Raw genomic sequence first — 13,572 nt, forward strand, 5'->3', positions numbered from 1 at the left:
ATGAACCAGAACTTAATTTGTGTGATTCATAGACATCCTTTCACTATACTTGGGTGTTATGAACGATGAAATTCAACAAAAATTAGTCTGGATAAAGTTACCTGAATCTTCAGGTGACGCGGGGTTAGTTTGCCGTAAATGTGGTATCACTAGACCAACTCTTCGTAAATGGTGGCGACGCTATCAAGAGCTAGGACAAGATGGTCTGGTTGGTCTTAGTAAACGGCCTCATTCGTCACCAAACCTTAAAACTACAGATAAGGTTGCGAAACTGATTTTAGAATTACGGGCTACGAGAAACCTCGGTGCTAGAAGGCTTCAAAGTGAGCTGTTTAGACTTCACAATACTTCGCTAGCTCTCGCGACAATTCACAAAGTTCTGAAGAAGTACTAAGTTAAACCCGTTCAAAAATTTAGGCGAAAGGTTGATTACATTCGATATGAACGACCTCTGCCTGGCGATAGAGTACAAATGGATACGTGTAAAATAGGTCCTGGACTTTATCAATACACTTCCGTTGACGATTGCACTAGATATAGAGTTCTGAGGCTTTACAAGCGGCGCACTGCTGCAAATACGTTAGACTTTATTGATGCTGTCGTTGAAGAAATGCCGTTTCCTATCCAGCGGTTTCAAACTGATCGTGGCAGAGAGTTTTTTGCTGAAAAGGTTCAGAAAAAAATGATGTCTTTGGGCATCAAGTTCCGTCCCAACAAACCAGCTTCACCACATCTCAATGGAAAGGTTGAGCGGTCTCAGAAAACCGATAAAGCTGAATTTTATGCAACTGTAGATATCGAATCTAAAGATTTGGATAACCAACTGTCTGAATGGCAGCACTATTACAATTGGAACCGACCACATAGCGCTCACAAGGGAAAAACACCAATGGAAAAGTATTTCATTGTCTCAAATGAAACACCTTTTTCAGATGAAGTTTTAGACAACTATAAAGTCAAGAATGAAAGGGTTCAGGATGCCAATTACAAGCTAGATTTAGAGATCGCGAGATTGAAACGATCTCTATGAATCACACAGATAACTCCAAAGAATTGATAAACATATCGATGGCACGAATTGGGTTATCTTCATGGATATAGTCATCCAGAACTTCGGGAAACATCGTGCTTTGCGTTCTGCTTTGGCCTTCGATAAACCTCGACATGTATATGAAACCTATCAGCTTTTTGATAGTTTCATTTTACCAATTACCACCCTAATTGAGGATCGATACTTAAGACCGATTGCTCATATTAAACACATACTTAGACCAAAAGGTGATCAATAGTTTTCACACAGCCTGTACGTAAAGCGGTCGTTGGCTTTTAGACTACCTTCTCGGATACCAGAATCACTACGGGTTTGTGGTATACTTCAAAAAGTATGTAAATCCTAGAGCTCCCAGTAATAAATACTTCTAGTAGCTATCTTGTGTCCATAAACCACTCTTCACTGGTATTGGTTCGATAAAGTACAGGATCTAAATCTTCGTCTGCTCCATTAACACCAAGATAAAAGCCATCGGTTTCTTTTACATAATCCCATTTTTTTACGCCGACCATTGGTTCAGGGATGTTCTTCAAGTACGCTGGAGTGAGGTCAGTAAGTTTCATTGGATAACTGCCTTCAGTTTCTCTATATTTCTCTAAAGTAATTGATAATTTATTTCCCAAATTAATTGTTTCATCAATATTCTCTTGCTTCCAATCACTACACCCACTCGATATAATAAATGTCACTAAAAAAATTACTAATGTTTTGAATCGAATTTTCATTTTTATCACCTAACAATTAGGATAAGAACCACTACTGCAACTGCTTGTACTGCTATCGCTGCCACCACTACTGTCACTTCCTGAACCACCATAAGAAGAATTATTTGAGCCAACGAAATTCGGTAAAGATTGATTGATTCTTGGATCGGTCCAAGTTGTTATGATACTACCTGTTGCTAATTCAGTTGCAATTGAACTTACAACTTCATCCAAGTCTTTGGAGTTCTGTCCAATTGATTGGCCAACTATGTTATTGTGTTGATCTATTTTACTGTCCTTGCTTTCAGTTTCACCTAGCTCGTGAAGCCTACCAATCTCAACTGCTGATTCCAATCCCTCTTCTAAAGTAATACTCGCTTGCCAAGCAACATGGCGAATTCCATTTTTCAATCGCTCTTTTTGAGCTTTTGTCAAACCATTTCCATGGGATTTCACAAATTGATTTGATACAGATACTGCGAAATCTTTGTGTTTTCCAATCCCTACCTGATAAGCATCAACAGGGCCGACTGTAAAAATTCCTTTCATCTTTTCCCACAGCTTATTGAGAGTCCCTGCCGCTTTGCCGTCAGGATCGACATATTTGTATGGATTATTATTAGCATATGCATAACGGTTGAATGTATGAACGTTTGTAAATCCAACTGGGTCATTCGAATAAAAGCGTCCTATCATAGGATCGTAATACCGTGCTTGCATGTAGCTTAAACCTAAATCAGTATCGAATTTATGGCCTGAATAACCTATGTCATCTTTAGGAGTCTCTATAGTTTCTCCGAAAGGTCGAAAATGTTGGCGACTATTCGATAGAGGTTGTGGTGTTACATCGCCATATTTTGCTATTAATTTTTTCCCTAGATATATATTGCTTGTCCCATTTCCAACGAAGGTTTCTTTTTCTTGATATAATAAAACCCCACTTTGGCTATACATAGAATATCGAGTGCCATTTCCGTCAACTTGTTTTACTCGCCGGTTGTGACCATCGTAAAGGTAACTGTTTCCTTTTGCAGAACTCAACTGATTGGCAGCATTAAAGGTAAGTCCAAATGTACCGTTGTGCTTAATGTTCCCTCGATCATCATATTGGATATTGCCGTATTTCCCATTGGTGCCAGTTCCAGTGACAGATGTCAGGCGATTATTTGAACTATGATAAGAGTAGTTTAGCGAGCGCCCCTTACTAGTGTAATTTTTAATGTTGCCAAGTGCATCGTAGCTGATACTGCTGTTACCAATACTGGAGCCACCGGTCACACCTGTCACTCTATCCAAACCATCATAAGCCAAGTTGGTTAGACTGTAGGAGGTATTTTGTCGATCCGTAATTGATTTTAGATTACCGTTATCATCATATGTGTAACTAAGATTAACAATGTTTCCATTTCCTCTGACGTCTTTAATTTCTCTAGGCAATAAACTGGTAGAATTTAGTGACGTTGTATGTTTAACACCATTTCCGTAAGTGAATGTGTGAATCATTCCATTGCCATGATACTTAACATCTTCTGCAAAAAGCATTTGAGGGCTTATTGCTTGAGTTGGTGAGCCAAAGCCATTGGGCTTGAAATTCACTTGAGTACCGTCAGGATAAGTTACACTGTCAATATGCGTAAGATTATTGTACGTGTAATCGACCTCTAAAGTGCCCTCCGCTCCAATGGTTAGAGTTTCATCTTCAAGAAGATTAAGGTTATTGTAACTATACTCTTGAATAATGTTTCCAGCAGTCAGGGTTGTAACATTGCCCCTGTTGTCTCGTTCGTATGTTACATCTAAATCAGAACCTGGATAATTTATCTTGTACATGTCACCTAAGTTATCATAAACAAAATATGTGCTACCAGATGGAGCAGAAGCTACGCAATGGTTATCACTTACACCGTGCTTCTGCCAAACAAGCTCACCTAAAGGATTGTATTTAAATACTGTGTTTCCAACATCAGCTCTTTGAATTAAACACAATTGATTTGATGTATCGTATTTTCGAGTTTCGGTAAAAGACTTACCATGACCAGACTGTGTGACGCTTTTTGTCAACCCAAATACATCTATTTCGATGTCAGTTGTGACTCCCTCGGGTGAAGCTATTTTAGTTGCGAGTTCGAAGCTTGGGCTCCCGAACGCTTGATAGGTAGTTGTAGTAACGTTACTTTCGCCATCATTTACTTGTATTTCATTCCCAGTAAGATATGCGTAGCTTATAGTGCCTTGCCCACTAGTTATAACCTTCTGTTTCCGATTTAAAACATCATACTCCGTGCGGATCCCTTTGTTTTCATTGGGATCGAAACTCACAAAAGATGAAAATGTGACCTGATTACGAGTGTTGTATTCAAAATTTTCATATCGTACTTTGGTGTTACTATCTGAACTCAATAGATCTTCAGTTTTTCTAGATACAAGTCTTCCTAGTGCGTCATAAAACTCAGTTGTTTTGAAACTAGGAGAATCAGAGCAAGCATTCCTAGTTGCGTTTAGAGTACACAAATAAACAATTTTGGTATTTGCAACATCATCCCAAACAGTCAGCAAATCCAACCATGAATTGTTGAATAGACTATCATTTGCAATGTCTTTAGATATTAGTCGTCCAAGATTATCGTAAGTAAAGTGCGTAGTTACTTGATCATAATCAATTTTCTTAGTCACACGCCCAAAGCTATCAGCCTCTTGATATGAAGTAATAAATTCTTCTTTAGTACGATTATATGTTTTTGATTCATATGGCTTATCAGCATTATAGTCGTCGCTATAACTTACTTCTCTGCGTTCACTACTGTTAATTCGATTTATACTTGATTTGATGCTTTTAAGTGCTCCTTTATTATTTCCTGAATTAAAATATTCAAAGCTACTAGTCTTAAAGCCATTTTTATATACTTCTTTGGTGTTTAAAGTTGTGTTGTCTAAAACATATTTATCAGTGACCTTAAATCCAGAATCAGTTTCCGAGATACTACTTTGCTGTAATTTATCAAGAAGCCATTGGTCTTTATTGTGCTGGTATTGATTAAGAGTGAATCTTGAGTTTCCAGAAATGCTACTGATCTCATCAATTCTATCTGACGGAAGCGAAGTGCTATTTGAAAAAGTCTCTTTATACTTAGATATTGCGAAGTAAGAAGAGTAATCAATGTATTCTTTAAAATAAGTATCGTAACCGTTATCGGCTTTGTAGCTAGTGAATTCTTTTATTTTCCGCACATCTCTGCAATGAGGTGTTGAACTGTAGTTTGGAGAATTTAACTGTTTATGGCAACCAGAAGTGCCAAGTTTGTATGAGTCCCATTGCACCTCATTCTTGACCAACAAAGCTCCCTCTTCCCATCGAGAATTGAACACCCACCCAGTTGATAAAAGCTCCCCTAAGTACACTTCTCGTTTGTATATTTCTCCCATAAAATCAGCACTGCTGTGTATATAGTTAACCTGCGTTAAAGCGTTGCTCTGATCATCTACATTGTATTCATATACAACAGAACGATGTCCTTGAAATCCAGGGTAATTAAGTTCAGGCGATGTCAATGTATATGTGAACTGTCGCGTGGCTATATCTGGACCGGAAATAGTTTTGCTGCTAACGGTTAAGCTGTTTCTACTATCTTCCCAATATCCTTGATATGAGTATTCAACTTTTAACTTTGAAGGAAAAGTAATGCTTTCTATGGATGTCGGTGCTCCCGTGAAAGGTCCAGTATGAGTATATTTTGTAATATTACCATCTGGGTCAGTAATGGATTCTATTTCTTTCCTGGCGTTGTAGTGGAAAGTTGTTTCATAGTCTTTTTCGCTAGACTTTAAAATTAATTTATCCAATCTACCGTTAGAAATGACTCGTTGAATTTCAACACCATTTGCAAGTAAAGTACCAGAGGAAAAATCAACAATATTCCCATCTTTATCAGATACACTTGCCAATGACCAAGTGAAATAGTTTGAAGTGCCACTTGCAGACTGTTTAGCTCCAAATTTAAACTTGACTCCATCTGGATAGGTTATAACAGGTAGTGCAGATTCGCATGTAAGAACACCATTATCTTTAAACAGTGCTAAAGAACCTTGAGGCATATCTCCAGTATTATATCCTAATGGTTTTGAGTATTGAGGTTGACCTACTGAGCTTTTTCTTAACCCAAGCTGGCTGAGGTTACCTAGACAACCAAATCCTCTCAAACTGAAGTAACCTCCAGTAGAAGAACTGCCTCTTAGTTGAAGTCTCGTATCACGCCCATTCAGCATTAAAAATGGCTCAACTATGCCACCACTGAACCCTTTGACTTCATAGCCAACTTGCACTTTCGAGCCATTTGAGAAAGGAATGCTAGCCACTTCAAATGTATGCCTTAATTTCAAATCCTGAATGCTAATTGATTCTGAAGGCAGGTCGCTGTAGCTGCTTTTGAAAACGGATCCAAACCCTTCTTCGCTTGAAGAGTCTGGTGGTATTATTGGATCATCCGCTTTAACCGCTACAGAAAATGAGAGCGCCAAAGCAATTAAAAGTGGTTTAAAGATGGCATTCTTATAAGTATTTGTTTGTACGATGCTAATTTTCACTGTTATTACTCCAAAGTCTCAGCGACAGGACTGCCTAACAAATCCGTGTGAATAAAAATAACTTTAGTATTTGGATCGATTTCTTCTATATCCACCCTAGCTTGACCAGCATATAGCCAACTTGAGGAGCTCGGGGATGTACATTGACGATAAAAAACACCGAAGTGATAAGTAGCAGGAACAGTAATATTATTGATGTATTTATACTTGATATAGCTCCAACGCTGATAGAGAGTAGAAATAAGCTGACCGTTTCTTCTAACTGATATTTTGTAACTGTTTAAATTTGAACAACGGCTAACATCTGCTGTATTGGTCCACTGTATTTTAACCGTTCCATTGTCATCAATGGTTGGTGCTAGCACTGCCCCATTAACGGGAAAAAAAGATAAAGTGATTAATAGTGAGAATAATAATTTAATTGTACTTGTCATAGTAATATCAGCTCCATGGTTACTTGACTTTTAGCGTGCTATATCCAGAAGCATGACATCGCCATGATTCAATTTTATTGTTTGCGGAATTTGAATTTCTTGGCCTGAGATTAGCTCAAGTCCATATTTACCAGTGTGAGTACCCATTTCGATTTCAACAACGTGGTTGGGATAGGGATTTGCCAGCAGCAATCTGAACTCAGTTTTGTTTTCATATCTTAAATAAATGGCTCGAGCAGAATCGTCTTCGATAGAAACAGATTCAACAGCAGACATTACGGTATCATTAGTTTTGACTTCTAAAGCTGCTTGATAGAAACGTAAGAGAGAATTAGTGTCTTGAAGTTGGGAATCAGCATCTTTATCTTTGTCTAAATTTACTGCGTCTTCAAACCAAGGAAGATAACTTCTATTCCAGTCAAGCGTCACTTCATCTATCCAAGGCGTATGACCAGAATTGAAACCAGCGTTCTGAGTTTTGTCCCAAAGCATGATCCCTCGCTTGTATATATGCTCGCCTATATTGCGTTGCGAGATACCCAATTCTTCACCATAATATACAGAAATATTGACCGGACTAAACACGCTCAAGGCCGCGATTATTTTTTCTTCGCCATCATTGTTTACCGTCAATCCTTTGTATCTGACGACATCGTGATTATTCAAAAACGTATAAATTTGCTTATCTTTGGGCTTAAAGTCCAAAAGCATTTTATAATCGCTCTGAATAGATTGATTGATGAGAGAGCCTGTTTGCATTTGGCTTTCTAATTTTAATGTCTCCTCACTTAATGTGTCTCTAATCCCATTAAAAAACTCAAAGTTAAAGACTGCATCGAACCCGTTCTCAATCTTCAAATACTGAGAGCTTGTTTCAATATCAGCAAAAGTTTCTCCAATGACAAATACTTGAGGGTCGATATCTTTGATATAGCCAATCAATTCAGAAATAAGTGCAAAATTCGAAGCTGTATCCTCTTGTAGTGGGTTGGAACCTTCTTCAACCAAATGCCTTGCTGCATCAATCCTAAAACCATTTACTCCTTTATTAATCCAGAAGTGAAGTATGTCCTTTACTTGCTGTCTAACCTCATCATTCTTAAAATTCAAATCTGGGCTGGCATAGCCAAATAATCCATAGTAATACCCATCACGTTCTTTTTTGGTATGCCAGACAGATGTAGCAGGAGATGTTTCATCCCAAGGTTGCCCATAATCTTCAGGTAATTCACCGTTCCACCTATAAAAATCTTGGTAACTGCCATCCTTAGAATATGAATTCACAAACCAAGGATGCTGGTCAGATGTATGATTTAACGGAATGTCTAAGATTATTTTTAATCCATTGGCATGCGCTTCACTCAACAACTTATCGAAGTCTTCCATTGAGCCAAAATCGAAATTTATCGATTTGTAATCAATAACATCGTAACCGTGATTAGAAGGACTCGCGAATATTGGACTCAACAAAATAGACGTGACATTGAGTGATTTGATATACGGGATTTTTTGAGTAATTCCTTTTAGGTCGCCGTTTCCATCATTGTTGGTATCGAAGAATGACCTTACCCAGACGTGATAGATGACATTATTCTTCCAAGAAGGGTCTAAAGGCTGTTTTTTAACTACGGATACATCTTTTTTAGCCAAATCGACATCGATATTTGGCTGGCAAGACACGCAAAAAGATAAACATAATAAGGTAAGAGAAAGCTTAGTCATAAAGTGAGTCCATTCGACTGCGTTTTAAAATCCTTGATTTAGTTAGACTTCCTCGTGCTATGAATAACTAAATTTATTTCGGTACAAATGTTTACCGTAGAGCCAAAATATCACCATTAATCCGAAGGAGCAATATAGATAAACCAAATTATTCTCAAGTATTTTGACCCATTCAAACTTTACGTGATTATTTACACATGCTTGGTACCCGGGCACAGTGAATGGTAGATCTTTCGCCTACAACTTTTATTACAAGGAATTGGTGGTCGTGGACCAGTCTGCTATCCAAACGCTGGCAAATGTGCCTGACGCTTATGCCGTGATGTCACCGGCGGAGTATCTTGCCGAACTATATGCAGTCTATTACTACCTGGATGCAGACATCAGTTTTCTGCCCGAACCAATCAGGGCATGGTTTGAAGAGAATATTGGAGTGCGTGGCTCTCAGCTAGATTAGTGAATCATGTGAAACAGACATTATCCTACTGATTCATCTAAAGAGGGACTATAACATAATTTCAAAACCGAAGAGTTGAACGTTCGTTTTTTCCAACAGTTAAACTTACTGTTCAACCGATTAAACTATTCTGAGGAATATGACTCTAGAGGCAAGTTTAAATGTCCGCTCTTTGTCCAGACTGTGTGAAAACCACTAAAGCAACTGCGTCTTTGCCGGATCTAGCCCACTTTTTGCAAAACTAATGTGCAGTTTCTTTTTTAAGTTTCAGGTTTATCAAGAATTGTAGCTGATACGAAAATAAAATAAGTGGTGAGCAGGTTGTTGGGCTTAATTAGGCAACTTAACGGTAAAAAAAGCCGCGATTATGCCTTCATTGCTTGTATCAGTGTCGGTACGCCAAATATCGATATCATTCGTCTAAGGTTATAAGCCAACACATGCAGGCTCATCTCGGTTTTGACGTTTTTTAACCTTCTCATTAAAAAGTGAGTCGACCCCATCCACATTTTAATTGTGCCAAACGGGTGTTCGACGGTTTGTTTACGCAGAACCGTCGTTTCTGGTGACTCATCTAATGTCGTTTGCATCGTATCTATTAGTTTTTCGTGCACCCATCGCCTCATTCGTCTGGGGTCACGTTTAGCTGTAGTGCATTTTGCTCGAATAGTGCAATCGCGACAGGCAATATGATTGAAGTAAACATCTTGCTCTAGGCCACTATCAAAGACCCGCATTCGATTTTGTAACTCTTCTCCCGCAGGGCAAATATAAATATCCTTTTCTTTGTCATATTTGAATAACGATTTATTAAAAATGCCTTTGAGTTTGGCACCCGATGTATCGCTTTGGGGGATAAGTGCGGTGACACCAATATCGTCCAATAACTTGATATCGTTTCGACTAAAATAACCTTTGTCTGCGATAACGGTGATGTCCTGTTTATTGAGTGCTTCCTGAACTTGTTTGGCGACTAATGTGAGATACCCCATGTCGGTAGATTGAACAATGTCATGGCTGACAATTAGATGATGTTTGGTATCTACTGCGCTTTGCACGTTATAGCAAACTTGCCTGTTCAGATGATGTAACTTCATTAATCGAGAATCAGGGTCGGTAAGTGATACTTGTTTATCTGGATGCTCTTGAACGGTTTCCTCCATTTTTTTGAGTTCTGCCAAGCGTTTTCTTAACCACTTAATTTTTGATGATGATGCTTTTTCTTCAGTTTGCTGATTGTCTTTGTCTTGCTTATCTAATCCGTCAAGATACTCTTGAATACTATTTTCAACGCGCGTGATATGAAACTTTACTTTGCTAGATGTGTAGTTTCTTGATCTATTGTTGACGGCTTTAAACTTGCTACCATCAATGGCAATCAGTGACTCGGAAAACATGTTCATCTGGCGACATAGCTCGATAAACTGACGGCAGACCCCTTTAACTGCTTTGCCATTATCTTTTCTAAAATCAGCGATAGTTTTAAAATCGGGTGTTAAGCGCTCAAGTAACCACATCAACTCAACATTCCGATGTGACTCTTTTTCGAGTCTACGGGAAGATTGAATGCGATTCAGATAGCCGTAAATATAGAGTTTAAGTAAGGTTGCAGGATGATAACCGGGGCGACCTGTACGTTTGGCATGTACTCGTTCAAACCCTAGTTCAACCAAATCGATTTCATCCACAAATACATCGATAACACGAACAGGGTTATCATCAGTGACAAAATCGTCTAGTGCTTCAGGAAATAGAGTCGTTTGTTGTCGTCCTTGGTCTTGAATGTGATGAGACATAGCAGCGCACTTGATGTTTGTGATACTACTAATTTTACCCTATGACAAAACAGTTTTGGCGGCTTAACTAGACTGATTGATCATATGAAAAAGCTGCTTAGACCAAAAGATGATCAAGACAGAGTTTTCACACAGTCTCGGTCGTAAGCCGTCGTTCAAAGACAACGAAACCAATTACCGCTATTCGCTCACTTCCGTCGGTCAAGGTTGAGTACCAATACCGACCGTTGAAGTTCACGTTAAGTAACGATTTACCAAGAGTTGAGTTTTCTACCAAGATATGATTTAAGCCATAGCAGTGAGGTCATGGTCGAAGAACCCCTCCCCCCATTGACGAAACAATTGACAACAATGTCATCGCAATGACTACGATCACACCAATTACGCCAATTACGCCAATTGTTAATATCGCATTGCCAGTGGATTTCGAAGTACCAACGATGGATGCTTTGATAGTCTTCCTAAAAACTTGTTGGCGCTTTACGGATAAATCCATCTTATCGTAGAACATTCCAATTAAATGGGCAGAAAAGTTGTTGTTCTCTGTTTCATTCAACAACATCGCCCCGCCCCCAGGCAATGGGAAGCGTGTAATGTTGTCGCATAAATTCGTTACCAATACTAGCTCATTTACTTTGGTTTTATTTGTAGGCGATATTGAGGGAAGGTCTTTCTCTTGAGCGGTTTTTGTATACCAATTAAGGAAAGCCTCATGTGAATTGGGAGGGCATGCAATTAACTCAAGCTGATCGCGCTTTAGCATGTGTGCGGGTATTTCAATATTTGAATGTCGGGCATTTGTCACGACTGCATGTTCTATGTCAGTCCATTGAGTATATTTCTTTTGAATGACTTTTTCTGCCAGCTCAGATGCATCCTTAGTTCGTAAACCAATATAAAATGCCTCTTTGAGCGGACTGACGACATTATTATAGATTTCCAAATCTTCATTTTTGGAACTAAAATACAATTCCATCGGAGTATCACAAGTGAGAGATTTTTCTAGTAGCTGTATTACTGATGTAAATGAAAAGCCGGTCTTGTTACATTGTGCAATCACGGCCTTTTTTTCTGTCGTGAGTATTGCTTTTAAAACGGCTAATTCTATTTGATTTTCATGCTGACTTGTTGTTAGGTGGCTATAGCTTTTGAGGATGGACTTTTTGCGCTCTTCAATTGGTTTATTATCTTGCTCAAAAAAATTAAATTTGGTGGAAGAAACACCTAGATTTAACAAGTATACGTCGGTGGCTGAAAAGAAATGTGTTAATTCTGGTAAGTCCGCTAGAGATAGCTGGCTGTGACGAAGTTTAGCGCCAAAAAAAAATTTGCATCAGATGTGGGTAAATTCTACACATAAATACTTGGTATTCGTTGTATGGCAAATGCTCTGACTCATCTAGAGATAGTCGACCTTCGATTATTTGATCCAAAACCCTAACAGTATCATGTTTAGCTGTACTTCGTTGCAACGCAGCTTCTAATTGCTCACTTTTAATATTTGCTTTTAGCAACGATAACGCCGCACTAAAGTGGTGGTCATCAATCAAGTAATTAGGGTACATGTTTGAACCTTTTTGATTTTAAAAGCAGTCTATGGTCGACAAGGTGGCTATGAAGACGTCTTATGTTATAGAGTATTTATATGTAATCAAATAAATCGGTTTTTGCGTCACTTCGCGTCAGTGAAATTCTTGGTTCTCATGTGTCCTTAGTCGCCAATCTTCCGTAATTGGAATACTAACCAAAAACATCGCATACTTTAAAGTAATTAGGTAACTCGAACGGCCGGTCCTCAAAACGGTCATACAAATTGAAAGAAAAATTACTAACTGACATCTTGTCTACGACAAAGTCGCTCGGTAATTAGACCGACAGTTTCCCTTGGTAATCACACTAGTACACTTGTTCATTGTGATTACCAAGGGAGACTGAGACTGCATCAGTTGCTGTTTCTTCCATATAACTTTTATTTTTACTCATCCATAAAACTCTATCAAAATGCCTATTGTTATGAGCCTATTAAATGATCACCTATCAGATTCCGATCCGTTTTTAAGTTGTTTCAATCCATGTTTTGGATCCAAGCCTAACGCTTCACAGTACTGCACATATTCATATACAAAAAGTTTTCGCTGTCCTTTTTCTATTTTACTGACTGTTTGGAAAGGCTCGTCTAATAGTAAGCCTAACTCACGCGCAGTCATGCCCTTCTTAATACGCTCATTTTTAAGCCAAGAAAGCAATCGGGTGTAACTTTGGTCATTGGTGGACTTTTTCATCTTGTCCCTATTATGACGACATGGTACGATGTCCCGAAATTAGGGACGAATGGATTGAAAATTTGAAGTATTGTGTCAGATTTTAGCTGGCCTATTTCAAAATGATAATGAGATTAGAATTCCTAAGTCTACTGAATAGAAGAAGTTAGCTGTCCTATTTTGAAATATTTGTCCATCAGCAAAATATGATAATGAATATCTAGCATCTAAACTATAAACACGAGGTGTTTTTCATGAGCAATGAAGATAGAAATAAGAATAGCCAATATACAATGTTCAAAACATTGGACGATACCGGTCTGCATTCAGCGCATATTACTATCTCAAACCCAACAGATTTGGCCATAAGGGTTGACACATCTAACTCAGGCAAAACCACTTCCCAATTGACAATTGAAATCGCAGGTGAGGACTTTGATAAATTAACGAAAAATTGGGTTGAGATGAGGTCTAAGGAAGAGCGGGGTTGAAGCATATACCGATAGCGATTTACGTTATAGATGTTGTGGCATTAAGGGAAACTCTGCCGCAAGCCAGCCAAGGAT

11 protein-coding genes and 1 pseudogene are annotated in these 13,572 nt (G+C 38.5%); 3 read left to right on the forward strand and 9 right to left on the reverse strand.

The window, feature by feature from the left end; all coding sequences use genetic code 11:
* The first annotated feature begins 58 nt into the window (after positions 1-58).
* Positions 59-1,030, forward strand: a pseudogene (locus KO530_RS13625) (IS481 family transposase).
* Between the two features lies 1 nt (position 1,031).
* Here the strand turns inward: KO530_RS13625 and KO530_RS22140 are convergent.
* The 5 genes from KO530_RS22140 to KO530_RS13645 form a co-directional block, all read right to left on the reverse strand.
* The gene (locus KO530_RS22140) at positions 1,032-1,166 is read right to left on the reverse strand and encodes a hypothetical protein (RefSeq protein WP_289847895.1); all 135 of its coding nucleotides are present in this window, start codon (positions 1,164-1,166) and stop codon (positions 1,032-1,034) included.
* Between the two features lie 259 nt (positions 1,167-1,425).
* Entirely contained in the window at positions 1,426-1,776 is a 351-nt protein-coding gene (locus tag KO530_RS13630; protein WP_216048991.1) for a hypothetical protein, read from the reverse strand.
* 9 nt (positions 1,777-1,785) lie between these two features.
* Entirely contained in the window at positions 1,786-6,336 is a 4,551-nt protein-coding gene (locus tag KO530_RS22145) for an RHS repeat domain-containing protein (RefSeq protein WP_216048992.1), read from the reverse strand.
* A 5-nt stretch (positions 6,337-6,341) separates the two neighbouring features.
* Positions 6,342-6,770 (reverse strand): hypothetical protein, encoded by a 429-nt coding sequence (locus KO530_RS13640; protein ID WP_216048993.1) that lies wholly within the window; start codon positions 6,768-6,770, stop codon positions 6,342-6,344.
* A 30-nt stretch (positions 6,771-6,800) separates the two neighbouring features.
* A complete protein-coding gene (locus KO530_RS13645) occupies positions 6,801-8,492 on the reverse strand; it encodes an alpha-amylase family glycosyl hydrolase (protein WP_216048994.1) in 1,692 nt (563 codons plus the stop codon).
* A gap of 268 nt (positions 8,493-8,760) precedes the next feature.
* On the opposite strand from KO530_RS13645, the gene KO530_RS13650 reads away from it, so the two are divergent.
* Complete coding sequence (locus KO530_RS13650; protein ID WP_216048995.1) at positions 8,761-8,949, forward strand: hypothetical protein; 189 nt, start codon at positions 8,761-8,763, stop codon at positions 8,947-8,949.
* A gap of 365 nt (positions 8,950-9,314) precedes the next feature.
* On the opposite strand, the gene KO530_RS13655 is transcribed toward KO530_RS13650, so the two are convergent.
* From KO530_RS13655 to KO530_RS13670, 4 genes are all read right to left on the reverse strand, one after another.
* Positions 9,315-10,745: an IS1182 family transposase gene (locus KO530_RS13655; RefSeq protein ID WP_216048996.1), complete on the reverse strand. Its 1,431-nt coding sequence runs from the start codon at positions 10,743-10,745 to the stop codon at positions 9,315-9,317.
* A 304-nt stretch (positions 10,746-11,049) separates the two neighbouring features.
* Positions 11,050-11,982 (reverse strand): hypothetical protein, encoded by a 933-nt coding sequence (locus KO530_RS13660; protein ID WP_216048997.1) that lies wholly within the window; start codon positions 11,980-11,982, stop codon positions 11,050-11,052.
* A 73-nt stretch (positions 11,983-12,055) separates the two neighbouring features.
* The gene (locus KO530_RS13665; RefSeq protein ID WP_216048998.1) at positions 12,056-12,310 is read right to left on the reverse strand and encodes a hypothetical protein; all 255 of its coding nucleotides are present in this window, start codon (positions 12,308-12,310) and stop codon (positions 12,056-12,058) included.
* Between the two features lie 465 nt (positions 12,311-12,775).
* Positions 12,776-13,027: a helix-turn-helix domain-containing protein gene (locus KO530_RS13670; RefSeq protein ID WP_216048999.1), complete on the reverse strand. Its 252-nt coding sequence runs from the start codon at positions 13,025-13,027 to the stop codon at positions 12,776-12,778.
* Positions 13,028-13,260: 233 nt separating this feature from the next.
* On the opposite strand from KO530_RS13670, the gene KO530_RS13675 reads away from it, so the two are divergent.
* A complete protein-coding gene (locus KO530_RS13675; RefSeq protein WP_216049000.1) occupies positions 13,261-13,497 on the forward strand; it encodes a hypothetical protein in 237 nt (78 codons plus the stop codon).
* Positions 13,498-13,572 lie beyond the last annotated feature (75 nt).

Origin of the sequence: Aliiglaciecola lipolytica (assembly GCF_018860635.1) — a bacterium.
Lineage (GTDB): Bacteria > Pseudomonadota > Gammaproteobacteria > Enterobacterales > Alteromonadaceae > Aliiglaciecola > Aliiglaciecola lipolytica_A.

Bases quoted from the DNA above. Each gene is read 5' to 3' on its own strand.
- KO530_RS13665 (WP_216048998.1), bottom strand. From the start codon at position 12,310: ATGTACCCTAATTACTTGATTGATGACCACCACTTTAGTGCGGCGTTA.
- KO530_RS22140 (WP_289847895.1), bottom strand. From the start codon at position 1,166: ATGTCGAGGTTTATCGAAGGCCAAAGCAGAACGCAAAGCACGATGTTT.
- KO530_RS13655 (WP_216048996.1), bottom strand. From the start codon at position 10,745: ATGTCTCATCACATTCAAGACCAAGGACGACAACAAACGACTCTATTT.
- KO530_RS13630 (WP_216048991.1), bottom strand. From the start codon at position 1,776: ATGAAAATTCGATTCAAAACATTAGTAATTTTTTTAGTGACATTTATT.
- KO530_RS13670 (WP_216048999.1), bottom strand. From the start codon at position 13,027: ATGAAAAAGTCCACCAATGACCAAAGTTACACCCGATTGCTTTCTTGG.
- KO530_RS13675 (WP_216049000.1), top strand. From the start codon at position 13,261: ATGAGCAATGAAGATAGAAATAAGAATAGCCAATATACAATGTTCAAA.
- KO530_RS13645 (WP_216048994.1), bottom strand. From the start codon at position 8,492: ATGACTAAGCTTTCTCTTACCTTATTATGTTTATCTTTTTGCGTGTCT.
- KO530_RS13640 (WP_216048993.1), bottom strand. From the start codon at position 6,770: ATGACAAGTACAATTAAATTATTATTCTCACTATTAATCACTTTATCT.